This is a genomic window from Candidatus Binatota bacterium (genome assembly GCA_012960245.1).
Lineage (GTDB): Bacteria > Desulfobacterota > Binatia > UBA1149 > UBA1149 > UBA1149.
The window spans coordinates 54,581-79,495 of the sequence record DUBO01000028.1 but is presented as its reverse complement, the minus strand read 5'-3'; the positions used below and the strand labels follow the sequence as shown (position 1 = coordinate 79,495).

The window sequence follows — 24,915 nt, the reverse complement described above, 5'->3', positions numbered from 1 at the left end:
GAGCCGTGGAATTCAACCTGGCCGATCTTTTTGAGAACACAGTCGACCACTTCGGCGACAGCGACTACCTGCAGGTAGACGGCCGCAGTTGCAGCTACGCCGAGATGGAGAAGCGGGCTAACCGCCTGGCGCACTTCCTCATCGAGCAGGGAGTAAAGCCCGGCGACCACGTGGGCATATACGCCTACAACTCGTTGGAGTGGGTCGAAACCCTGTGGGCGGTGTTCAAGGCCCGCGCGGTGTGGATCAACATCAACTACCGCTACGTCGAAGACGAGCTGGCCTACCTGTTCAAGAACGCCGATCTCGTGGGACTTGTGTTCGCGCGCGAGTTTGCGCCCAGGGTAGCGGCCGTAATCGACTCGCTGCCCGACCTGCGATTCACGGTCGTTGTCGACGACGGCTCCGACGCCGACACCGCGCTGCTGTCGCCTCCCCCGGTGGACTACGAAGCCGCCATGCTCAGCGGTTCGCCCGAACGCGACTTCGGCCCGAGGTCGGCCGACGATCACTATATTCTTTACACCGGCGGCACCACGGGAATGCCCAAGGGCGTGGTGTGGCGACACGAGGACGTGTTCTTCGCACTGGGCGGCGGCAACGATCCACAGACCGGCGTACGCGCCACCCACCCGGGCGACATGGTCAAGCGCGCCCAGGCCGACGCCGGCCGCTCGGTGCAACTGCCCATCGCGCCGCTCATGCACGGGGCCACGCAATGGTCGGTCATGGGGGGGTCCTTCCTGGGCCGCAAGGTGGTGCTGATGGCACGCTTCGACCCGGCCGAGGTCTGGCGACTGGTGGCCGAGCAGAAGGTGGACACCATCATGATCACCGGCGACGCCATGGGCCGCCCGCTGGTCGAAGCGCTCGAGCAGCCCGAGGTCGCCCGCCACGACAGTTCGTCGCTGTTCGTGCTGGTGAGCACCGCCGCGGTGTTTTCGCCCACGGTGAAGGACGCGTTCTTCGAACGCTTTCCTGACCTCATAATCATAGACAGCATCGGCTCGTCCGAATCAGGTAACAACGGCATGGCCATGATCACCAAGGGCAATACCGCCATGAAGGGCGGCGGCCCCACCGTGCAGGCCGGCCGCGACGCGACCGTGCTCAACCCCGAAACGCTCGAGCCGGTGACGGCGGGTTCGGGAGAGGTCGGCAAGGTAGCGCGCAGCGGCGACATCCCGATGGGGTACTACAAGGACCCGGCCAAGTCGGCCGAGACCTTCATCACCGGCGCCGACGGCCGGCGTTACTCAATGCCCGGCGACTGGGCCACGCTCGAAGAAGACGGAACCATCACGCTGCTCGGTAGAGGTTCGGTGTCGATCAACTCGGGTGGCGAAAAAATCTACCCCGAGGAAGTCGAGGCGGCGATCAAGGCGCACCCCGACGCTTTTGACTGCGTGGTGGTGGGCGTACCCGATGAACGCTGGGGCAACCGCGTGGCCGCGGTCGTCCAAGCCCGCGAAAATCGTGAGCTCACCCTCGAGTCGCTGCAGGAGCACTGTCGCACCCGCATCGCCGGCTACAAGCTGCCGCGCGAACTGCACCTGGTGGACACCGTGGAGCGGGCGCCCAGCGGCAAACCCGACTACCGCTGGGCTCTGCGCGTAGCCACCGGCGAAACAGGGGACTGACAGACGCCGCTTGGACCCGGGCGCCAACCGGCGCAGACTGGTAGCCCATGCCCGCAGTCGTACTCAACATCTCGACTAACGCCCACAAGGAATGCCTCGACCTCACCGGCGCGGTGCGGCAGGCGGTGCGCGACAGCGGGGTAACCGACGGGCTGTGCCACGTGATGGTGCTGGGCGCCACGGCGGCCGTCATCGTCAACGAAAACGACGACCCCAACATCGGCGTCGACCTGTTGCGCGCACTCGACACCGCCGTGCCCGAGCACGACAACTGGCTGCACGACCGCGTAGACAACAACGCCCAGTCTCACATCCTCGCCTCGATGCTGGGCCCATCCGAAACCGTGCCGGTCGTAGACGGCGAGCTGCTGCTCGGCACCTGGCAGGCCCTGATGCTGGTGGAACTGGACGGCCCGAGGCAACTGCGCCGCGTGTCGGTGCAACTGATCGCGGGACAGTGAGCGCCAGTTTCCTGCCAGCGCCGGTAGTTACTACCAACAGCCCTGCCTCGGCGGTACAACCCCGGGAAGAGCTCTGACCAGTGGCCGACAACAGCAAACAATCGCCAGCCGCTCCGGCTGGCAACGGCACGACCTTCGTGGGCCGCAGCAGGGAGCTGTCGCAACTCGACGAAGCCCTGGCCGATAACACCGGCGCCAGCGTGGGCTACCTGGTCGGCCCCGCGGGTATGGGCAAGACCTCGCTCGCGGCGCGCTTTGCCGATGGCGCCAACGACCGCGGCGCAATGGTCTGGCGCGCCTGCTGCTGGGAAGGTCAGAACGGGCCGCCTTTTCTCGTATGGAGTCGCCTGCTTTCTTCGCTCCCGCCCGGGCTCGAGAACCTGGCCGCGAAACACCGTGGGCCCGGCTCGCTGATCGAGCGCATCGCCCCTGGCTGGACAGGCGAACCGGATAAGGCCCCCCCCTCCCGCTCTACCCCCGCCACCACGGTCGATGCCCGCCTGGCCCTGTTTGAAGCCGTGACCTCGCTGCTCACCGACCTGCTGCAACACTCCCCCCTGCTCATGGTCATCGACGATGCCCACGGAACCGACCCCGCATCGGGCTACCTGCTGCGGCACCTGCTGCGCTCACAGATCCCCGGCCAGCTGATGGTGCTGCTGGTAGGCCGGGAGCGCAGCGAGGGCAGCCCATGGCGGGTCGTACTTCCCAACCCGCTGGTGGATCTCCAGTTGGGGGGCCTGAGCAACCAGGAAATCGGCTTACTGGTCTCATCGCTGACCGGGCGGCACGCCGAGCCGGCCGAGGTGGAACTGCTCGACCGCTACACCGGCGGCAATCCCCTCTATATTACCGAACTGCTCAAGCCCGGATCTGGCCAGGCGCAGAGGGTTGATCGCCTGGCCTCCCTGAACCTCCAGACCCCGGTGAGCCTGCGGCGCGTACTGGTGTCGCGCATGGGAGGGGGCGACGAACTGCATCGCGAGATACTCAGGACCGCCGCTGTAATTGGCCAGGGGTTTAACCGCGAAATACTGGTCTCGGCCTGCAAGGACTCGGGGCTGCTGAAGGGCAGCGATGCCCCCGTATTGGTGGCCGAGGCTCTCGCCAAGGCCAACGAGGCCGACCTTATCGTGCCCGACGAAGCGGAGTCGCCGAACTGGAGTTTCTCCCACGCGATAATGCGCGACGCATTCTACGACGACATAGACAAGAAGTTCCGCCGCAAGATACACCTGGCCGTGGCGACCACTCTTTACGAGCGCGCTACCGCCGGCGAGCCTGTCAGCGCCGCCGCAATCGCGGGCCAGTTCCAGGATAGCGGTAGCCTGGCTGACCGAGACAAGCTCGTGTGGAGCCTGGAGCAGGCGGCGCGCGAAGCCATGGCGTCGACTGCCTACGAAAACGCGGTAGCCTATCTGCAGTCTGCCATCGACGCCGACGATCGGGCCAACCTTTTATACGGACTGGCCCTGGCCGAATGCTATCGCCTCATGGGCGAATCGAAAAAAGCCGACGCGCTTTTTGTCGAGGCGGCGGCCACCGCACGCGATAACGGCGACACCCTCTCGCTCGCCCGCGCGTCCCTGGGCTACGGCTACACCGCCTCCTGGCAAGCACCCTCGGGTGGCAACCCGCTGGCCGTTGCCATGCTGCGCGAAGCACTCGAAGCACTGGATCAAGGCTCGTCAAAAATCAGGGTTACGGTGATATCGCGATTGGCCATGATGCTGGGTGCCGCCAGCGACCCCGAAGCCGGGAAGCTGAGCGAAACCGCTGTGGCCGAAGCCGAGGCACTGGGAAACACCGAGGTGCTCGTGCAGGCACTGGCTTCGAGGCTGTGGGTGTTGTGGGGTCCGGCCAACTCCTCCGCGCGACTGGACACCGCCGAGCGGCTCATCCTTCTCGCGACGCGGAGAGAAGACTGGATGATGGAAGTAGTTGGCCGCACGGCCCGCGGCGGCGTTTTAGTGGAGATGGGCGACCGCGAGAAAGCCGAAGCCGAGATGGAAACCATTGAGGAGCTGGCGCGAAGGACCGGTCAGCCCTGGGCGCGCTGGCGTGCCGACAGTTCCCGGGCCCTGCGCGCGGCGCTCGACGGTGACCTCGAGCAGGCCCTGCGTTGGGCCGAGTCTGAGCTGGAGTACGGCCTGAAAGTGGATGCCTCGACGGCCACGCTCAAGTACCAGGTGCACGTGTTCAGCACCTGGCGCTGCCGGGGGCAACAAGCCGAGCTCGAACAACCACTGCGCGATATCCTGGCAACCAGGCCCGAGCTGGCCCCCGTCAAATCCAGCCTCGCGCTCTTGCTCGTTGAACTCGACCGCGCCGCGGAGGCCGAGCCCTACTACCGCGAGCTGATGGACGGGATAAGCGAGATGCCCGTGGACATGGTTTGGCTGGCTTCCATCGCAGCAATGGCCGACCTCGCCACGGCGCTCGAAGACGTCGATGGAGCCCGCAGGATCGCCGCCATCCTGGAGCCCTGGGCCGACAGCCACGTCTGCACGGGAGTGGGCGTAGACTACACCGGGCCGGTGACGCTCAGGCTGGGACGGATGGCAACAACGACCGGCGACTTCGAAGCGGCCGAGAGCTACCTGCAACGCGCCCTGGAGTCAGCCTCGAGCATGCGCGCGCCGATAGTAGCGTCCCACACTGCCGTGGCCCTGGCCCAGTTGAGAATCAAAACCGGGGGCACGCGCTCGGCGAGCGAACTGCTGGAGATGGCCGCAGGGCGCTTTCGTGGCTGCGGTGCTGTCTACTACGAACAGCACGCCCTCAAGATCCTCGGCACCCTCCAAGCGGGATAGGCGAGCGCCGGACGCAAAGGCAGCGAGGCTCAAAGACCTCCCCCTTACTTTTTTGCTAATAGGAACGTATCCCCCTTTAATGGGCCGATGGGTAGCAGCGAAGACAAGGCCGATAAGCCGCGCGACTTTGTCCGCAAGCTCATAGACAAGGATCTCGCCGAAGGCAGGCACGACGAAATCGTCACGCGTTTTCCGCCCGAACCAAACGGCTATCTCCACATCGGCCACGCGAAATCCATCTGCCTCAATTTCGGCGTGGCCGGCGAGTTCGGTGGCCGTTGCCATCTCAGATTCGACGACACCAACCCGAGTGCCGAAGACACGGAGTACGTTGATTCCATCAAGGCCGACATCGCCTGGCTGGGCTTCGACTGGGGCCAACACCTGTACTTTGCCTCGGACTACTACCAGCGCCTGTACGACTGCGCCGAGGAGCTCGTGCGCCGAGGCCGAGCCTACGTGTGCGAGCTGTCGGCCGAGCAGGTAAGAGAGCAGCGCGGCACGCTCACCCGTCCGGGTAGTGACAGTCCCTGGCGCGAGCGCTCGGCCGAAGAAAGCCTCGACCTTTTCCGACGCATGCGTGCAGGCGAATTCGAAGCGGGCAGCCACACTCTCCGAGCACGCATCGACATGGCCAGCCCGCGCATCGTCATGCGCGACCCGGTGCTCTACCGAATACAGCGCGCCACCCACCACCGCACCGGCGACGACTGGTGCGTGTACCCCATGTACGACCTCGCCCACTGCCTGAGCGACTCCTTTGAAGGCATCACCCACTCGCTGTGCACGCTCGAATTTGCCGACAACAAGGCGCTGTACGACTGGGTGCTCGACGCTCTTGACAGCGAGTGTCACCCGCAGCAGATCGAGTTTGCGCGCCTCAACCTGACCCACACCGTGATGAGCAAGCGCGTGCTGCGCGGCTTGGTAGAAGAGGGCAAGGTGTCGGGCTGGGACGACCCTCGCATGCCCACGCTTTCGGGCATGCGCAGGCGCGGCTACCCGCCGGCGGCCATACGTAACTTCTGCCTCGGCGTTGGAGTGACCCGCAGCGACAACACGGTGCAGTACGAGCAACTCGAGCACGAGCTGCGGCAGGAGCTCAACAGCAGCGCTACTCGACTGATGGGCGTGCTCGACCCCTTGAAGCTCACTATCACCAACTGGCCCGAGGGTAAGGTCGAGCAACTCACGGCCATCAACAACCCCGAGGACGAGTCGGCCGGTACGCGCAAGGTGCCCTTCAGCGGCAGCCTCTACGTCGAACGCGAGGACTTCATGGAAGACCCGCCGCGCAAGTTTTTTCGCCTCTCGCCCGGCCGCGAAGTACGCCTTCGCTACGCCTACTTTGTTACTTGCAACGAGGTCGTCAAGAACGACGAGGGCGAGGTCATCGAGTTGCTGTGCAGCTACGACCCGGCTACCAGGGGCGGCGATTCGCCCGATGGCCGCAAGGTGAAGGCCACCCTGCACTGGGTGTCAGCCGAGCAGTCGGTGCCGGCCCGAGTGCGCCTGTACGACCGGCTGTTCACGGCCGAAAACCCGTTGGCTGAAGTCGCTGACAGCGGCAAAGACGGCAACAACATTGGCGACGCCATCAACCCCGACTCGCTGCTGGAACTCAGCCAAAGCCGATTGGAACCATCGGCCGCCGACCTCAAAGCCGGCGTGACCTGCCAGTTCGAGCGCAAGGGTTACTTCTGCCTCGACCCCGACTCCACGGCAGACCTGCCGGTGTTCAACCGCACGGTCACCCTGCGCGACGCCTGGGCCCGCCTGCGCAAGTAGGGAAGAGCACTCGGACAGTACGGGTGGGCAGCACCGGCGCTGGGACGCTGGACGTTCAGGGACAGCCAAGTACCGCGCAGGTAAAGTTACAGGAAACCAGGCCGACACTGCACTGGGCCATTCGCATGGCGTCGACCACGTTGCACAGGCCATCGCCGGGCGCCGGCGTGATGTCGCAGAGATCGAAGCGCGACAACGACTGGCAGACACGCAGGCCCACCTGTAACTGGGCGGCCAGCATCGCGTCGACAACATTGATGGTCAGATCTCCGTTTACGTCACCGCAAGGCGAGAGCGTCACCGCCGGGTCAACACAGGTGACCGGGAACCCCTCGTAGCGAACCACCGCACCGGCGTCCTCACTGATAAATACGGTCGACAGGCCGGTCGCGCAGTCGGGTAACAGGGCAATGCCTTCCTGGGTGTTGCCGGGCAGAAAGGTTTCGCGCAGCAGGGCCCCGTGCCGCTCCATTTCAACCAGCACGTTATCACCGTCGTGTATGCCGTAAAGAATCTGGGTGTCGGCGTCGTAGTGCATGCCCGCCAGATCGGTCCTGCCGCCGGGTGCCGGAAAAAGGCTTACCAGCTGGACCACACCGCCGGCCGACAGCTCGAACACGTACACGTTGCCCTCGCCCTGGTGGCCCGCGTAGAACAGGCCTTCGACCCAGGTGAGTGCCTCCAGGCCCTGGTTGGCGGCGCCCGTCATCCACGGGGTCAGGTCCCACTGGTTGCCCGTGAGCGTGCCCGTGGCGAGATCAAACTCGAGTATGGCGTCGGGGTTTTCGCGGCCGATATAAAGCAGATCACTCGCCGGATCGGCCACGGTAACTGCCTCGAGGTCGCCACCGGGCGACCAGGTGGTCACGTTGCCACCGTTGCCGTCGAGACGGCTCAGATCACCGCCATCCCCGACCACGAACAATGCGTTCAGGCGCGTGTGCCACACCGCGCCGCTGGGCTCGTAATCAGCCGACAGGCCGCCCACAGCGCCCACGGCGCCTATCTCGATACCGGCGTCTCCCGGCCAGGGCAGGACCTGCGCCTTCGCCACGCCAGGAACGCACAACGACACCCCGAGTACACACAAGAAGGCGCGCACCCGGTCCCCTCCCCGGACCTGCGAGAACATAAGGGACACTATAACCGGGGTTCCCCTGTCCAGTTTAGCCCCCATGTGGGTAAAAATTGCCTCCCAGCCCGCCAGCGCGTTAGTTTCGCGCTCAAGCCCCCCCCAGTTGCGCCGTCGCCCGACCCGTTCTTGCTCCCACCGCGCCGCCGGGTAACACCTGTTGGGGATGGGAAGGCCTGAATTCTTTGCGGCACCCTGCCTGGCGTTGTTACTGGTCGCGCTCTCAACCGCTGGCTGCACGCGGTCGGAACCCGCTCAGCCGAACCTGTTGCTGATCGTGGTCGACACCCTGCGCGCCGACCACCTCGGGGGCTACGGCTACCCCCTTGCGACCAGCCCGGCAATCGACGCGCTGGCCGAGCAAGGCGTACTCTTTGAGGAGGCCATCGCGCCCGCACCCTGGACCAGGCCATCGGCCGCAACCCTGTTGACCGGGCTGCTACCCGAAACTCTCGGGCTTACCTGCGCCAGCCACAACCTGCCACGCGAAGGCTGCGACGTGCTGCCCGCGGGCGCCGTGACACTGGCCGAGCGCCTGGCGGCGGCCGGCTACGACACGGCGGCCGTGGTGGCCAACATACAGGTGGATTCGCTGTTCGGCTTCGCCCAGGGCTACGACGAATTCGCCAGCGTGTTTCCCGATCTCACCCACGACATGCAGGCCCGCGCCGACTGGAGCAGCTTTGAGTGGGAGGACACAACCACCCGCGACGTCACCGACAAGGCCCGGGCCTGGCTGGCCGAGCGTGGCCGTGCCCGCTCACCGTTCTTTCTCTACCTGCACTACCTCGACCCGCACGAGCCCTACACGCCCCCCGCCGAACACGCGCGACTGTTCGCGGCGGCGGACTACGACAGCCCCTACCCCGAGGTGAGACGCGAGCTGCCGCTTTACGACGGCGAGATACACTACGTTGATTCGGCCGTGGGCCGGGTACTTGATTCGCTGACCGCGGCCGGCCTGGACGACAACACCATCGTGTTACTCACCTCCGATCACGGCGAAGCCTTCGGCGAGCACGGGGCGCTCGACCGGCGCCACGGCCTGACCCTGTTCGACGACCAGTTGCACGTGCCGCTGATCGTGCGAGCACCGGGAAGGCTGAAGGAGGGCGTGCGGGTGACCGCCCAGGTGCGCCTGGTGGACGTGCTGCCAAGCCTGCTCGAACTCATGGGCCTGGAGCCCTCCGGACTCTTGCAGGGCCACTCGCTGCTGGCGCTCGCGCGCGGCGGCGCCGATCCCAGGCTCGACGCCGTGGCCGCCTGGGGCTACCGACCGCTCAGAGCACTGCGTACTCCCCCGTGGAAACTCATTGTCGACCGCCGCAGCGGCCGGACAAGCCTTTACAACCTGGCGGCCGACCCGCTGGAGCAGCACGACGTCGCACGCGGACAAGGCGCACTGACCCTGCTGCTGCGCGATCGGATGCAGCGACGGCTCGACGAATCGAGCAAACTGCGCGAGGCCCTGGTGGCCACCGCCGGCGAACAGGCCGGCGGCGGCTCGCACGACAGCGCCCCACTGCCCCTGAGCGACCGCCAGCGCGAGGCCCTGCGGGCGCTGGGCTACCTGGACGACGAATAGCAGTAGGCGCTGCCTGGCGGCGACGCGGCCCTGTTGCCAGCTGCCAGCAGCCTTGCTCAGCGGCTGGCAGAGTAGTACACCGGGCACATGCAGGATCATCTCAAGGGTATACGCGTGCTCGAAGTAGCCCAGTGGTGGTTCGTGCCCGCCGCCGGCGCCGTGCTGGCCGACTGGGGCGCGGACGTCATCAAGATCGAGCACCCGGTGAGCGGCGACGGGCAGCGCGGGCTTGTGGCCTCGGGCCTGATACCGGGCGACACCAGCGGCGTTAACTTCATGATGGAGCAGTCCAACCGCGGCAAGCGCAGCGTCGGACTCGACCTCGCCACCGAGCGCGGCCGCGAGATACTCTACCGCCTGGCCAAAAGCAGCGACGTGTTTCTCACCAACTTCCTCACCCCAGCGCGCCGCAAGCTGGCCATTGACCTGGCCGACATACGCGCGGTCAACCCCGACATCATCTACGTGCGTGGCAGCGGACAAGGAGTCCGCGGACCAGACGCCGAAAAGGCCGGCTACGACGGCACGGCTTTCTGGAGCCGGGGCGGCGTGGGCCAGGCCATAACGCGAGACTGGATGGAATATCCGGTGATGCCGCGCGCAGCGCTGGGCGATTCGATCGGCGCCATGACCATAGCCGGTGGCATAGCCGCGGCCCTGCTCAAGCGCGAGCGCAGCGGCGAACCCTCGGTGGTCGACGTGTCGCTGATGGGCACGGCCATGTGGTCGCTGGGCGCCGACCTCGTGGCTGCCGATCTCACCGGCAGCGCCATGCCGTCGTTTGACCACGGCAGCAGTCCCAACCCCGTTGTAGGCACTTACGGAACGAAAGACGGCCGCTGGATCATGTTCAACTACCTGCAGGCCGACCGCTGGTGGCCCGACCTCTGCCGCCGCATGGACCGCGAAGACCTCATCACCGACGAGCGTTTCAAAGACGCAGTGTCGCGCTACCACAACGCTGAAGCCTGCGTGGCCGAACTCGACGCGATCTTTGCCTCGCGCACCCTCGACCAGTGGCGCGAAGCCCTGGCCGACGCCGAGGGCGCGTGGGCACCCTACCAGACCACGCCCGAGGTGCTGGCCGACCCGCAGACCGAGGCCAACGGCTACCTGCCCGAGATCGAGGTCAACGGCCGGCAGGTGCGACTGGTGGCCAACCCGGTGCAGTTCGACGAAACCCCGCCTACGCTCACGCGCGCGCCCGAACACGGCGAGCACACCGAGCAGGTGCTGCTCGAACTGGGCATGGACTGGGATGAGATCGCCGAGGGCAAGAAAGACGGCTCGGTACTGTAGGCGACGGGGTCTCCAGGCAGCGGCTGCATAGACCTAGCGCCCGGCCGCCTCGCTCGCTTCGATCCAGACCGACTGCACCCGCTCAAACACTGCCTTCCAGGAGAACGACTCCAGGCTGTCGGCCAGCGTTTCGGGCTTGAGAGCGCCGGCGGCCAATCCCGCTTCCAGCGTGTCGGTGAGCGCCCGTACGAAGGCCGGCAGGGCGTCTTCGCGCGGCGTGTCGACCGCCTTCATGGCCGGGGCCGGCAGCAGCGACAGGGCCTCGCCCAGCCTTGCGGCCATGGCTTCGCGCAAGCCCGGCAGGTCGGTGGCGACCAGGCGGCAGCCACAGGCAAGCGCCTCGGCCAGCACCAGGGGCAGCCCCTCGTAGAACGACGGCAGCACGAACACCGCCGCCCGCCGCATGAGCGCGGCCAGCTCGGCCTGATCAAGGCGACCATGAAAACTCACCAGCGGCGACATTTCTTTCATACGCTGCCGCAGCGCATCGGCCTCAGCACCCTGGCCGCCGCCGGCCACGTGCAGCAGCAGGCCCGGCACACGCGCGGCCAGCAACTCTACCGAGTCGAGCAACTGCGGCAGCCCCTTGGCCGCGGCCAGTTTGCCGGCGTACAACAACACCGGGCCGGGGTCGGGCTCACGCCCCCGCATATTAAACAGGTCGTCGTTGTAACCCGCACCGACCACCCCTACGCGCCCGGGCGCAAAGCCCAGCGCGCGCTGGTACTCCCCCGACTGCTGCTGCTGCAGCACCAGCAGTCGCTCGTTGCGCGCGAGGCTGCTACGCAAGGAATCGGCCAGGCCGGGACAGAGCGACATCTGCCTGAGACAGGTGCCGTGCGCGTGCATGACCACGGGCAAGCGAGGCGCGACGTCCTTGACCAGCGACGCCACTACCCAGGCGTGGTGCGCGTGCACGAGGTCGGGGCTGAAATCCTCCAGCTGCTTTCGTATGGCCTCACGCCAGGCAGCGCGGTAAGCAACCAGCTGCTCGGGTGCGAGTTCGCTGAAGCGCGAGCTCGCGTAGGGCATCACGTCGCTCATGCCAGGCAGGGCGAAGTCGAGATCGGTCGTGTCGGGGGCGACGGCCGCGCCTGCCGCCTGCCCATCCACCGCTTGAAAGGTCACGCAGGCCACGTCGTCGTCCGGCAGGCCGCCGACGCCAGCCGGAATGCGATCGCCGGGCACGCCCACGAGCACGCGTTGCTTCCAGCCGGCCGCGGTCGCGTTGGAGACCAGGGCGTCAAGGGTGATGCCACTACCGGTGAGCAGGGGCCTCTGCGAGAGCAGGTGAAGTATCCGTCCGGACATGTGCAAGAAGCGGCGCGGGGTAGCGCGCCGCGAATCAGCGCCCCTTGAACACCGGCGCGCGCTTTTCGGCGAAGGCCGCCGGACCTTCGCGCGCGTCGTCGCTGTCCATCACGCGCTGCCCGAGATCCTTTTCCATCACGAAGCCGGGCTCCAGGTTGAGCGCACGCACGGCTATCTCCTTCGCTGTGCGCACGGCCAGGGGACCGTTTCTACAAATGGTCTCGGCCAGTTCCATGGCTTCGTCCATGAGCTGGTCGGCAGGTACAACCTTGTTGACCAGCCCTATGTCGTAGGCACGGGCGGCGCTTATGGGCTTGCCCGTAAGCAGCATCTCCATGGCCACTGCCCAGGGGATCTGCACGGGAAGTCTTATGTGCGAACCGCCGGTCGGAATTATTCCCCAGCGCACTTCACCCAGGCCGAAGGTCGCGTGCTCGGCAGCGATACGCAGATCGGTACCCTGCAGAAACTCCATGCCGCCGGCTATGCAAAAGCCGTTGACGGCACAGATGATGGGCTTGAACACGTCGGAGAACGGCCGCTTGGTGTGATCCTCGTAACCCATCTCGTCACCGGACTGCAACATCGGGATGGCTTCCTTGAGATCCATGCCCGAGGAGAAAGCCTTGTCTCCTACCGCGGTAAGAATGGCCACCCTGAGATCGTCGTCCTCGTTGAAATCCTCAAAGCAGGCGTCCATGCCGCGCAGCATGTCGGCCGTAAAGGCGTTCATGGCCTCCGGACGGTTGATGGTCATCACGGCCACCTGGCCGTGTCTTTCGTAGGTAAACGTGTCGGGAAGTTTTACTGTCATTTCGCTCCTCGTCGGGTCGCCACGGCCAAAAACCGCTACAGGCGACCATACGGTCCGCGTAACGCCGTAGCCAGCCACAAAAAAAACGCCTTGACCATACCCTCCCGATGGGTGGACAAAGGATGCAAGGACAGCCCGGACCCGCCCACAGGCATATGGTCCGGGTGAGGAGCAAACGCGATGGATACTATGCTGGTGCTGGTGGCCGGTTTCATGTTGGTGGGGATACTATTCCCCGACTGACTGAAACCGCTGACCGCTGACCGAAAAAAGAATCCGGCAGCCGTGATTTATCTAGCCATGGCTGTGGACTGACTGTTAAGCTTGTGGACATGATCCCGGATCTTTCCGCAGCTGTAACCCGCCGCTTTCCCCGTGCTGCAGCTCTCCTGCCTGCAAGCGCACTGGCGGCGAGCGCACTGCTCCTGCCCCCCGTCTGCGCCCATGCCCAGTGCGAGGCCATCGAAGCCACCAAGCTCACGGTCAAATACGACGCGGACAGGCCCGAGAAAAACAAGCTCGCCTGGAAATCCAAGGACCGCCTGGTCGACTTGCTCATCGCCGACCCCACCGCCGGAGACACCAGCCTCGAGCTGTTTGACCAGGACGGACTGCTGCTGTCAGCGACCCTGGCGCCTGCCTCGGCCTCGGGCTGGAAGGGCTCGGGCAACCCGGTACGCAAGTGGAAGTATCGCGGCAAGAACGATCCGGCCAACAGCGACGGCGTGGACTCTATCAAGAGCAGCGACAAGTCGCTGGCCTTCAAGGGCCGCGGCGCCGACCTCGCGGGGCTGACCGCGCCGCTGGCCTGGCCACTGCGGATGCGGCTTACCGATTCGTCGGGGCGCTGCCTGGAGTCCACTTTCAGCGGCTGCAAAACGAACAGTGAGCGCAAGGTGAAGTGCCCTGACCGCTGCGAGCCTGTGTCGCTGTCTGCGCCGGGAACAACGGACCGCCAGATCAGCATTGACCTGGCGGCCAGCCAGGTCTTCCCCGAGCGCCTGCGGGCCTTCAACGTCCAGCAGCAGACCGTGGTGTCGTCGGACATCCCAACCCTTAGCGACCAGGTATTCGCGCCGGGCGACCAGGGAGCAGGCCGCCAGGTGCGACTGTGGTACAACCCGGTGCACTGGCCCGAGAACCTGTTTGAACTCGATCCTGTTACCGGGCTGTGCGAATACCCGGCTGGCGATATACAGCCGAGGCTCGATTTCATCGTGGACCACTTCGCCCAGGCTGGCGACGAGATCCTGCTGACCCTGGTCGGCACACCGGCAGCATTTTCCAAGGCCTGCGACGCCGACTGCACGGCCAACGGCAAGGTGCTCGAAGTCGCGGGGCAGTGCAGCTGCACGGCCGGCGAGTCGTTCTGGCCCCACGTCATACCCGACTCTTATTCGAACGAGTGGCAACAACACTGGGCTTGCGTGCTGCAGCACTACGCCCTGAAGGGCGTGCGACGCTTCGAAATCTACAACGAGCCCGACCAGCTCTTCAACGGGGATCCGTTGGTTGTGGGATCCGACACCGAGGCGCTGTTCATCGAGTACTTTGAAAACCTGCGCGGGGTATTGGAGTTCGTGCGCGCCAACGACCCCCTGCTTGCCGGCATTGCTGGCGAAATCAAAATCGGCGGCCCGGCCATGTCGTCGGTAGACGGACAGGTCGGTTTCAACGACCCACTGCGACCACCGACACTGGAGACCCTGCTCAACACCGTCGACGCCAACGGCGGCAGCCTCGATTTCGTGTCAGCCCACTACTACAGCCAGGAACCGGGCCTGATGTTTGCCGCCGACACCATCGGCCAACTTCGCGCCATGGTGCCAGTGGGTTGGGACACCCCGGTGCTTGATCTCAACGAGTGGGCCACGGCGCTTGGTACACCCACCTGTGACGACGACGACCCCTCGACACCCGGCATACAGCCACCGCTGGGCGGCAGCAGCCCCGGAAACGGCTGCGACCACCGCGGCGCGGGTTACCTGGCCTACATGCTGGCGGGCTACATGGGCGAACCCACCGACCTGGGACATTCGCAGTTCGAACTGCTCGAGCGTGGCGACCTCGCCCCCTGCGACATGTTCGACAACGGCATGGGCGTGGTCACGGCGCACGGCTTGCCGAAGCCACAGGCCGGCGTGTTGTGGGCAGCGTCGCACATGGGCTGGCGCTTGCTCGGTAGCGGCCAGGAAGTGCTGGGCGACCGCAGCCTGGGATGGATCGCCACGGCCGATCCCGAGGGCGTCGTACACCTGCTCATCGGGCAGATGGACAGCGACTTCGAAGATCACTTCGCGCGTAGTTATACCGCCGCCGGATACGACCCCACCGCCCTGCCCGCCGCCTGTGGTTGCGGAACGGCTCCCGATATTGCCGCCTGTGGTTGCGGCTCGGGCGCGGGCGGCGCCTGCGCTAACTACAAGGAATGCATGGCCTGCAAGTTCGCCTCAGTGGTCGCGGATCCCGTCCCCGACGCAGCGCTGTCTATCACCTGCCCATCGTTGGACGCAGGCCAAAGGGCGGCCGTACTCGTGGGACTGGCGGCGGCGGCAGAGCGCCAGCCACTGGAATCCACCGAGGCTACCGTGGGCATCACGCTCGACAACCTACCCTGCGCTTCTTCGCTGCGAGTAGACCTGCACCGCATAGACCAGGACACGAGCACCGCAACCCTGTGGCACTCAAGTGACGGCCCCCACCAGGGTCAGGACAGCTGCACCACGACACTAGACCAGCAGCTGGACGCGCAGAGCGAGTCCTGGTGGCGAGGCAAGCGCGACCTTTTGTGGGACGCCATACGCACTCCTACGGATTCGTTCAGCGTGGCCGCCGGTGGCACGCTGCCGGCTGTTACCGTACCGGCCTACGGCTCGGTGTACCTTAAGATTTACTGATACGCGCGCGACCCGCTTGTGGGAGCTCCGCCACGAGCGCGCACCGCACCGTCGCCGGAAACCTTCCAGGGCAGGCCCAGCATACGGTTCCGTTGATTCGGCTGAAAGTATATCGTCTCTTTTCATTTCGCGGCTGGTTCTCGGCTTGGGTCGCGCGCAGTTGACAGCACATGGGCCCACCAGTGGCCGTGCCGGGAAAGATTGCACAGCATCATGAGAAACAACTACACAACGGCGCTACTCGCGATGCTGGCGTTTTCCTTCCTGGCTGACCCGCTTGGGGCGCAGCAGTCCCGGTATCCCTCCACCGGTACAGCCTGGGTTCTTCCGGGAGCGTGGGAGGCCCCCACCGATCGCAAGACCAGAAAGACCTTGCCGGACGCGGACGCGGTGAAAGCCTGGGAACAGGCCCAGGCCGACGTGTCTTTCGGTGGAGATTACGGGGCCGACGGTAACCAGCAGATCGACGTGATCAACTACATGTACAACCAGACCCTGGCCTTCAGTCCGAGCAAGGCAGAGATGTGGTACCGGCGGAGCGCTCTCGCTGCAGGGCGCGACTACGAAGACTATTTTCTGCACTTCACCACCGACACTACCCTGGCCATCGACGATGCCAGTCATTCAACGGTCACGCCATTCGCGCGTAGACCCGATACCGTTGGTTGGACCGCGGATTCGTTGCACGCAGGATTCTGGCTGTACCAGTCTCCGCCGTGGGATACATCAGTGTGGCAACACTCCGACCAGGACGGCGCACTGTACGTATTGCTTTTCGAGAAATTCGACGAGTTAACACTGACCCTTTCATCGTTTGCCGTCGACGGCACGCTGGTAATCGAGTACCCGAGCGCGGTTGACGGCAACGGCATGGTAAGCCAATGGTCGCCCCTCCTTTTTACCGACGGCACGGCCAACCTGGGTGCGAGCGGCGTGGTGAAGTGGACACCGCCCGCCGACTGGCAGATCGCCAGCCTGCACGACGGCTCGGGACTGTCGTACGGCCACGGCCAGTATTTCGGCCAGTCACTGCTGCGCGACGGCGGCATGATGTACGCCGTGCGCCTGCTATGGCGTGACGGCGATGGCAACACCCAGCCGCGACTGGACAACGTACAACTCAAGGACTGGATGCCCGAGCTAACGCCCGGTGATTCCAGTTCCCGGGTCATCCCCGGCTGGAATCCCACCAACGACGGCGACGGCAACGGCTACGTGGACGACGCCGAATTCTCCGCCCGGCCTGATATACAGGCCTCTGCCCGCATGCGCTGGGAATCGCGGGTCGTCCCCCTGGGCAGGATGTGGAACTCGACCTCGGACTGGTGCCGCGCCAACCTGTTCAACGCGGATTTTCGCACCGAAGTCGGGCTGTACCATGCTGAGCACTGGGACTCCCAGGGCATGAAGGGCGGCTACAACGACGATCTCTTCAAAACGGTGGGCGCGACCGAGTTCAACGTACTGGGCGGTGGTTCGATCGACGAGAGCTCGAACCCTATCGACAGCGATGAACTCCTGGCTGAGTACACCACGGCCTTCGTCGAAACGTTCGCCTCTATTGCCAGTGCAACCGGCAGCCCCTGGCTGACGGCCAACATATCGGCGGCCAACCTTTTCACTTCGGCTGACCGCTACCCCTTCCTCGATGGCGTATCGGCCTACCTGCGGGAGGATTACCTCCGTTCGTCGACCGGACTGACCGGCTATTTCGGCATCAACAAGGCGTGGGACATCTTCGCGATGTCCCAGCTGGGACACCGAAACATAGTCCAGGGAACCAGCCGGTCAGGACGTGCCCGCCTCCTGGCCAACAGGAAAAAGAACTGGAGTCGTGACCAGGAATCCCTGCTGGCCCAGTACTACCTTCTCAACGTCCCCGGTCTGACCTACCTCAACAACTGGAACCACACTTACCTTTACGGGAGCGGAAACACCGAGGACTGGCTGTACTACCGGGCGGGTATACCCAAAAACGTGGCCTACCAGCCCACGCGGCTGCTGGAACACGACCTCGGAAGCCCCGCGGGCTACATTCCGGCCGGCTTGGAAGCGATGAAGTACATGGTAGCCACCCAGGCCGGCGGTGATTACACCGTTATCGGGGACAGTACCGACACGGTGCTATCCCACCCCGAACTGCTACCCGACGGCAGCGTTCCGACGGTGCCCTCGCATATTTTCTACCTCGACCGGGCCGAGGATCACCCCCAGGTTGCCGACGCCCCGACCGAGATGGTGCTCGCGCGCACCTACACCAATGGAATGGTGCTCTACCGTACAGACATCTTCGGTTCGAACACTGATTTCATGGCGACCAAGTCGCAACGGATCATCTTGCCCGAGAGGCGCTACCAGAGGGTCAAGCTCAACGGCAAGGTTAAACGCAAGTGCGCCCACAAGATACGGCTGCGGGGTTACGAGGGGGCGTTGCTCCTTCGCAATCAGCGTTGCGAGTAGCTTACCCGCGTCGAAAAACGGGTAGAAGAACTTTGCCGGCAGCGGTAGAACCAACATCCTCGAAATCGACTTTAACTGCCGCGCCTATCTCGAGTTCGGAGGGCGGGCAATCAACGACCCGGCTGAGCAATCTTACGCCTTCTTCCATCTCGACCACCACCACGGCGTAAGGGCAACGCTCGGCGAAGGCCGGGTGCATGGGGCGCTCAGCGATAGTGTAAGTGTACACGGTGCCGCGCCCGCTCGACTGCTCCCAGCTCCAGTTCCACGAGCTGCAGGCCGGGCATATCTCGCGCGGCACGTGGCGCCAGCGACCGCAGTCCGAGCAGCGCTGAAAACTCAATCGGCCCGCGGCGCAGTGCCCATAAAACTCACCGTGCAATCCCTGCATCAAGGGCAGCGGCAGACCCACTGCCTTTTTCTTTCCAGCATCAGTCATCGCTTGTCAGTTCCTCAACACGGCAATAGAGCCGTCGCCGAAATCGCCCCAGCCGGTCACCACTCCCAGGCTGGCGTCTGCCACCTGTCGCCCAGCTGCTTCGCCGCGCAACTGCCGCACGGCCTCCACAACGTGGCCCATACCCAGCACGTGGGCCTCGCTCAGCAGGCCACCGTGGGTGTTGACGGGCAGTTCGCCGCCGAGCTCTATCCGCCCCTCCTGCACGAAAGCACCACCCTCGCCACGCGCGCAGAAGCCGGCTTCTTCGAGCTGCTGGACTACCTCGAAGGTGAAGCAGTCGTACACCTGGGCAAAGTCGGCGTCCGCCGGTTTTACGCCGGCCATCTCGAAGGCCCGGGGCGCGGCCACCGTGAGCCCGGTGCGAAAGATATCTTCCCTGCCGGTAATCTCGTCGGCCGGATAGGGCTGGGCCGAGGCCACCCCGCTTATGTAAACCGGCGTGCGGGCAAGATCCCGCGCGCGCTCGGCAGAGGTCACCACGAAGGCGGCCGCGCCGTCGGTCTCCAGGCAACAGTCGAACAAGCGGTAGGGATCGGTGATCATCGGCGAGGCCAGGTACTGCTCCATGGTCATCGACTTGCCGTGCATGACGGCAGCGGGATTCAACTGCGCGTGCTTGCGCATGGCCAGCGCGACCGCGCCCAGCTGCTCGGCCGTGGTACCGTACTCGTGCATGTGGCGACGGGCGATGAGCGCGTACCACTGCGGAGGGGCCACCAGCCCGTGCGGCAGATAGAAGTCGCGGGCGATCGCCCCGCCGGGAATCGAAGCCGTCATCTCCTGCACGATGGCGCCAGCCCGCGATCCCGAGTAGCCGTTCCAACCCGCGGGCATGAGCACGTAGTCGGCCAGGCCCGAGCTCACCGCAGCGGCCGCGACACCCAGCGACGCCACCGGAGCCGCGCCGCCCATGTTGACCGTGGTGGCAAACCTCAGGTTCTCGCAGCCAAGGCTGGCGGCAAAACCCTCGGCCGTGCCCAGGTTTGGAAACGGCATGATACCGTCCACCTCTCCCGCCCGCAGGCCCGCGTCGGCCAGCGCGGCCAGCGCGGCCTCGAGTTGCAGCCCGTGCAGGCTCTTGCCCGAGCCCTCGCCGCGGCAGAACCCGGTGGCGCCCACGCCAACGATGCAGGCCTTGTCTTTCATCGTCGCTCGCCCGGAAGGCCGGTCAGGAGGCCAGGGCCCCCGGTTTGCCCTTGCCCTTACCCACGCGACGGGTCGGCTCTATGCCGGCCAGCTTTGCGAGGTTGAGCCCCAGTATGTTGGCGCGCATCTGGTCGGTTATCTCCTTGTAACCCCACTCTTCGCGCAGCTGCTCGGGAATCTGGAAGTTACGAATGAAGTCGACCACCAACGGCATGTCGTCAAACGCGAGGTCCAGTCCCATGACGATCTTCTCGTCACTGACCCACTGCAGCGCGGTGCCTATCATGTGGTAGGCGCGGTAGGGCGAGCGCGCCAGCCAACCGATGATGCCCGACAGGCTCAGGTACAGGTTGACGTGTTTGCCCGCCAGCCCGATCAGTTCCTCGGTGTCGGGCCAGCCCATGTGATAGGCGATGACCTTGAGATCGGGGAAATCGAGGCAGACGTCGTCGAGCAGCACCGGGGCGGTGTACTTGCTCGGCTGCGGGCAGACGTAGCTCATGCCGGTGTGTACCGTGATGGCTATGCCCAGCTCGCAACACTTTTCGTAGAAGGGCCACAGCCGCTTGTCGTTGAGAGGGCCGTCCTCTGGCGCGTAGACCTTGCACAAGCGCGCATTACGCTCGTTGAACAGGTACTCCAGTTCCCAGATCGCCTTGTCGACGCCGCGCCGGAGGATAGGGCCGCAGTTACACTCGAGGTACATGCGCTCAGGGTAGGGTTCGATCTCCTTGAGCATGAAGGCGTTGGTCGACATGCAGGTGGTGTAGTCGGCCACGTCCATCATCGACTCGCGCAGTGCAAAACAGACGTCGACCTCGGCCTTGTCCATCCACTCTATCAACGCGTGCGCGCGCGGCTCGGGCATGCCCTCGCCACCCGACAGGTCGCGGTCGCCACCCCAGGCGCGCATGACCCCGTCGATGCTCTTCCACCAGCGCTCGTAGCCCGGGTAGTACGACATCTCTTCCATCGATTCGGGGTTCATGAAGTGGCACTCCGAGAGCGCCACGAAGTATTCTTTATCTGCGGGCATGACTTCGTCTCCTTTCAGTCGTTAATCCAGGCGGTCGTTCTCTCAATCGGCGTTCTCGTGCAGCAGCTTCCACAGCCTGCGCGGACTGGCCGGCACCTCGCGGGCCGACAGGCCCAGCGGCGACAACGCATTGTTTATGGCGCACATGATTGCCGCCGGCGTGGTGTGCATGGCGCCCTCGCCGCAGCCCTTGGCACCCAGGGGTGTAAACGGCGACGGAGTGGTCAGCGCCTTTTTTTCTACCCGCGGAACCTCGTAGACGCTGGGCAGCAGGTAGTCCATGAACGACGAGGTCAACGGCTGGGCAGACTCGTCGTACACGTACTCCTCGAGCAGCGCCGCGCCCACGCCCTGCGCTATGCCCCCCATGGTCTGGCCTTCAACGGTGACCGGGTTGAGGCGGGTACCGCAATCGTCGACCAACCAGTAGCCCAGTATATCCACGGTGCCAGTGTCGCGATCAATTTCGACCTTCACCAGGTGGCAGGCGTTGGCGGCCGTGAGGTAACTCTTCGCGCGGCCCTGTTCGTCGGCCGGGGTGCGACCGGGAGCCGTCCACACGTAGGTGGCTTGCGGCTGCGGATCGCTGCCTTCGGGCAGCAGGTCGCTGCGCGCGAGCATGGCGCCGGCCACCTCGGCAAAGTGCATCTTCGCCTCGGGCATGGCACGCACCCGCAAGAAACCGTCCATGAGCTCGACATCGTCGGGGCCGCACTGCAACAGTACCGCGGCAACGCGGGCCAGCTTGCGCTCGAGCAGGTGCGCGGCTCCCAGCGCGGCGCCGGTTATGGCCACGCCCAGTCGTGAGCCACCCGGCCCGAAGTGTGGCGGCGCCGACAGCGAGTCCTGGTACACGATGCTCACGTCGGCCGGCGTGACGGCAAAGTAGTCGGCCAGCACCTGCGCCACGAGCGTGTACTGCCCCTGCCCCTCGAGCGAGAATCCCAGCCGTGCCGTGATGCGACCCATCACATCGATAGCCACCGTTATGCCCTCGGGCACGCCGGTGCTCTCGAGTCCGACGATGGCGTAGGCGTTCCAGTCAAACACGCCCGGCTCTATCGTGTTGGCGAGCCCGAGACCCAGCAGGCGACCTTCAGCCTGGGCGCTGTCGCGCTCGGCGCAGAGCTTTTGATAGTCGGCCATGTCGAGCAGCGCGTCCAGCGTGGCCTCGTAGTTGCCCGAGTCGTACTCGTTGCCGCTGGCTATGGTGTAGGGAAACGCGTCGGCCGGAATATAGTTGCGCCTGCGGATCTCGGCGGGGTCCAGCCCCAGCTCGCGCGCGGCCTTGTCCATGGTCTGCTCGAGTACCCAGTTGTGCGGCGGCGGTCCCATGCCGCGGTAGGGACTCTGCGGAATCTTGTTGGTGGCCACGAGCGTGAGATCGTACTCGGCCGCCTGTATGGCGTAACAACCGGTAAAAGCGGCCAGGGGCTTGGCCGCCGACACGGCGCCGAAAGCCTCGGCGGTGCCGCCCATGTCGTCGAGCAACTTCACGCGCAGGCCGGTCACGGTGCCGTCCTTCTTGAGCGCCAGCTGCAGCGTGTACTCGCGATCCCAGCTCTGCCCAGCACCCGCGAGCAGGTATTCCAGGCGGTCCTCTATCCACTTCACCGGTCGGCCGGAGGCCGCCTTGGAAAGCAGCGCGCAGATGTCCACGCCACGAAACCCGCCCTTGCCACCGAAGCTGCCGCCGTGCGGGTGACTGATCATGCGCACCTGGTTCGAAGGCAGGCCGAGCACCAGCGAGCGTGCGAGGCCCATGTGCGACTGTGACTGGAAGGAGCCGCGGCAGGTGAGCATGTCGTCGGCCGGGTTCCAGTCAACCACGCAGCCGAAGGTCTCCATGGGATTAGCGCCCAGGCGGTTCCAACGGTAGTCGTCGGAGACCACGAGGTCGGCCTGGTCAAACGCCGCGTCGACCTCGCCCCAGGTAAACTTGCGCTGGAGCATCACGTTGCTGCCGTGTTCCTCGAACAACAGCGCCGCGTCGGCCGCCAGCGCGGCCTGCGCGTTAGCCACCACCGGCAGCTCCTCGTACTCAACGATGATGAGCTCAAGGGCGTCCTCGGCCAGGTAGCGATTCGTTGCCGCCACCGCCACCACGGGCTCGCCCACGAAGCGGGTCTTCTCGTGGGCCAGGCAGTAGCCACCCCAACCCTCCGGTGCCGTAGTGGCCGGGTTGGTCAGGCGCGCAGCGTCGCTGCCGGTGATCACCGCATACACGCCCTCCATCTCTTCGGCCGCCGAGCTGTCGATCGAAACGATTCGTGCGTGGGCGTAGGGGCTGCGCAGTATGGCGCAGTGAAGCATGCCGGGGAGCACCACGTTGTCGATGAACTCGGTGCGGCCGGTTACAAGCGACGGGTCTTCGAGGCGCTCAACACCCTTGCCTATCCAGCGGATCTCGCTTACCGGAAGCTCCTGGACACTGTTGGGAATGTGACTACTCACTCGCCGCCCCCGTTGCCACCAGTATCGTTGCCACCAGTATCGTTGCCACTGGGCGCCGCTTTCTTTTCGAGGGCTGCGGTCAGAAGCTCGAGCGGACCCACGCCTTGCTGGCGTAATTTTTCAGCAGCGTCGCGCACCGACTCGATGATGGCCTCGTAACCCGTGCAACGGCACACCTGCCCGCCCAATGTTTCGAGCAGCGCCTGCTCGGATGGGTCGGAGTCACGCTCGAGCAACTCGGCTGCGGCCATGATGAAGCCAGGCGTACAGAAGCCGCACTGCAGGCCGTGCTTGTCGACGAAGGCTTGCTGCAGCGGGTGCAACTCACCCTCGTTGGCCAGCGCCTCGATAGTGGTCACCTCGTGTCCGGCGGCCTGCACGGCCAGCATTATGCAGCTGCGCACCGCGCGCCCGTCGAGCAACACGGTGCAGGCACCGCAGACGCCGTGCTCACAGCCCAGGTGGGTACCGGTGAGTCCCAGCTCCACGCGTAGAAAATCGGCGAGCGTCACGCGCGGCTCGAGTTCGGCCGACTGGCGGCGGCCGTTTACGGTGACCTCCACCGTCACCCTGGATGTTTTTCCTTCGCCCATTCTTGATCCTGTCGCCCTTATCCCGGCCGCTCGGCTTAAGCCCGCGTCGCGGCTTGCTCCATTGCCCGCGCGGCCATAACTCCAGCTACCGAACGCCGCTGAGCGGCGCTGGCGTGAACATCATCCAGGGGGTCTTCGACCGCCTCGGCCACCAGCGCTGCGGCTTCTTTCCATGCTGCCGGTCCCGGCTCGGCTCCGTCGAGCGACTGCTCGGCCGCCGCGCAGCGCAACGGCACAGCTCCCACGCCGAAGGCCACCACGCGGGGATCGGCCACGCGCGCGTCGGCGATGCGCAGGGTCACCACCGCACCGGCCAGCGCGAAATCGCCATGCCGACGGGTCACCTCCTGCACCGACCAGCCGCTGCCCTCTGCCGGCAACGGAAAGCGAGCCTCTACGAGCAACTCATCCTCTTCGAGCGTGGTGGTCAGGTAGGTGACAAAAAAATCCTCGGCGCGTTCGCTGCGTCTCCCATTGGGACCTTCTATAAACAGCTCGGCGTCGGTGGCCAGGGCCAGGGCCGGCAATTCGGCGGCGGGATCGGCATGGGCCAGTGAGCCGCACACTGTGCCCTGGTTGCGGTTCTGGGGGTGGGCCACGTGGCGCAGCCCGGCCAGCAAGAGCGGGTGGCTATCGCCCAGGCCGGGAAAAAATTCCAGTGAACGCTGGCGGGCCATCGCGCCCACGCCCAGGCAGTCGCCTGATATCTCAATGCTGTCGAGCCCGGGCACGCGGGCGATATCGACGAGCAGCTCGGGGCGCGCAAGGCGCATGTTGAGCAAGGCCATCAGGCTCTGCCCGCCGGCCAGGATCTTGGCGTCAAAACCACGCTCGGCCAGCAACCCGACTGCCTCGGCCACGGTAGCGGGAGCGGCATATTCAAAGGCTGGTGGCTTCATGTATCGCTACACCCCACCTGCAGCGACACAGGTAGAACATGTTCCATTTACCTCTCGACGGCAGGCGGGGCAAGCCGCCCCCTTCTTGCCTGCTCCCTGCGGGGGAGCTAATGCTGGCCCACGGGGA

General features: G+C 65.2%; 17 protein-coding genes. 8 read left to right on the top strand and 9 right to left on the bottom strand.

Annotation, left to right across the window (positions count from 1 at the left end):
- The first annotated feature begins 5 nt into the window (after positions 1-5).
- The 4 genes from EYQ35_05025 to EYQ35_05010 all read left to right on the top strand — a co-directional run bounded on the left by EYQ35_05025 (position 6) and on the right by EYQ35_05010 (position 6,702).
- On the top strand, positions 6-1,640 hold the full coding sequence (locus EYQ35_05025; protein ID HIF63507.1) for an acyl-CoA synthetase: 1,635 nt from the start codon (positions 6-8) through the stop codon (positions 1,638-1,640).
- A gap of 47 nt (positions 1,641-1,687) precedes the next feature.
- Positions 1,688-2,101 carry a YjbQ family protein gene (locus EYQ35_05020; GenBank protein HIF63506.1) on the top strand — a complete coding sequence of 138 codons (414 nt, stop codon included), beginning with the start codon at positions 1,688-1,690 and terminating at the stop codon, positions 2,099-2,101.
- Between the two features lie 80 nt (positions 2,102-2,181).
- Complete coding sequence (locus EYQ35_05015) at positions 2,182-4,914, top strand: hypothetical protein (protein HIF63505.1); 2,733 nt, start codon at positions 2,182-2,184, stop codon at positions 4,912-4,914.
- 87 nt (positions 4,915-5,001) lie between these two features.
- On the top strand, positions 5,002-6,702 hold the full coding sequence (locus tag EYQ35_05010) for a glutamine--tRNA ligase/YqeY domain fusion protein (protein HIF63504.1): 1,701 nt from the start codon (positions 5,002-5,004) through the stop codon (positions 6,700-6,702).
- Between the two features lie 55 nt (positions 6,703-6,757).
- Here EYQ35_05010 and EYQ35_05005 read toward each other — a convergent pair whose 3' ends face one another.
- A complete protein-coding gene (locus tag EYQ35_05005) occupies positions 6,758-7,804 on the bottom strand; it encodes a hypothetical protein (protein HIF63503.1) in 1,047 nt (348 codons plus the stop codon).
- 196 nt (positions 7,805-8,000) lie between these two features.
- Here EYQ35_05005 and EYQ35_05000 point away from each other — a divergent pair, with 196 nt between their 5' ends.
- Both EYQ35_05000 and EYQ35_04995 read left to right on the top strand, forming a co-directional pair.
- Positions 8,001-9,419, top strand: a complete 1,419-nt coding sequence (locus tag EYQ35_05000; GenBank protein HIF63502.1) for a hypothetical protein — start codon at positions 8,001-8,003, stop codon at positions 9,417-9,419.
- Between the two features lie 87 nt (positions 9,420-9,506).
- Positions 9,507-10,718, top strand: a complete 1,212-nt coding sequence (locus tag EYQ35_04995) for a CoA transferase (protein HIF63501.1) — start codon at positions 9,507-9,509, stop codon at positions 10,716-10,718.
- A 33-nt stretch (positions 10,719-10,751) separates the two neighbouring features.
- On the opposite strand, the gene EYQ35_04990 is transcribed toward EYQ35_04995, so the two are convergent.
- Together EYQ35_04990 and EYQ35_04985 are read right to left on the bottom strand one after the other, a co-directional pair.
- Positions 10,752-12,029, bottom strand: coding sequence for a glycosyltransferase (locus EYQ35_04990; GenBank protein ID HIF63500.1), 1,278 nt, complete (start codon positions 12,027-12,029; stop codon positions 10,752-10,754).
- Between the two features lie 34 nt (positions 12,030-12,063).
- Positions 12,064-12,843 carry an enoyl-CoA hydratase/isomerase family protein gene (locus EYQ35_04985; GenBank protein ID HIF63499.1) on the bottom strand — a complete coding sequence of 260 codons (780 nt, stop codon included), beginning with the start codon at positions 12,841-12,843 and terminating at the stop codon, positions 12,064-12,066.
- Between the two features lie 332 nt (positions 12,844-13,175).
- On the opposite strand from EYQ35_04985, the gene EYQ35_04980 reads away from it, so the two are divergent.
- Both EYQ35_04980 and EYQ35_04975 read left to right on the top strand, forming a co-directional pair.
- Positions 13,176-15,740, top strand: coding sequence for a hypothetical protein (locus EYQ35_04980; protein HIF63498.1), 2,565 nt, complete (start codon positions 13,176-13,178; stop codon positions 15,738-15,740).
- A gap of 213 nt (positions 15,741-15,953) precedes the next feature.
- Entirely contained in the window at positions 15,954-18,200 is a 2,247-nt protein-coding gene (locus EYQ35_04975; GenBank protein HIF63497.1) for a hypothetical protein, read from the top strand.
- A gap of 1 nt (position 18,201) precedes the next feature.
- Here EYQ35_04975 and EYQ35_04970 read toward each other — a convergent pair whose 3' ends face one another.
- From EYQ35_04970 to EYQ35_04945, 6 genes are read right to left on the bottom strand one after another with little or no spacing between them, the layout of a single operon-like run.
- Positions 18,202-18,639 carry a DNA-binding protein gene (locus EYQ35_04970; protein ID HIF63496.1) on the bottom strand — a complete coding sequence of 146 codons (438 nt, stop codon included), beginning with the start codon at positions 18,637-18,639 and terminating at the stop codon, positions 18,202-18,204.
- A gap of 6 nt (positions 18,640-18,645) precedes the next feature.
- Positions 18,646-19,806 (bottom strand): transporter, encoded by a 1,161-nt coding sequence (locus EYQ35_04965; GenBank protein ID HIF63495.1) that lies wholly within the window; start codon positions 19,804-19,806, stop codon positions 18,646-18,648.
- A 22-nt stretch (positions 19,807-19,828) separates the two neighbouring features.
- A complete protein-coding gene (locus tag EYQ35_04960) occupies positions 19,829-20,842 on the bottom strand; it encodes an amidohydrolase (GenBank protein ID HIF63494.1) in 1,014 nt (337 codons plus the stop codon).
- Positions 20,843-20,884: 42 nt separating this feature from the next.
- Positions 20,885-23,296 (bottom strand): xanthine dehydrogenase family protein molybdopterin-binding subunit, encoded by a 2,412-nt coding sequence (locus EYQ35_04955; protein ID HIF63493.1) that lies wholly within the window; start codon positions 23,294-23,296, stop codon positions 20,885-20,887.
- Entirely contained in the window at positions 23,293-23,889 is a 597-nt protein-coding gene (locus tag EYQ35_04950; protein HIF63492.1) for a (2Fe-2S)-binding protein, read from the bottom strand. The genes EYQ35_04955 and EYQ35_04950 overlap by 4 nt, the downstream gene beginning before the upstream one ends.
- A gap of 35 nt (positions 23,890-23,924) precedes the next feature.
- Positions 23,925-24,788 (bottom strand): xanthine dehydrogenase family protein subunit M, encoded by an 864-nt coding sequence (locus EYQ35_04945; protein ID HIF63491.1) that lies wholly within the window; start codon positions 24,786-24,788, stop codon positions 23,925-23,927.
- Positions 24,789-24,915 lie beyond the last annotated feature (127 nt).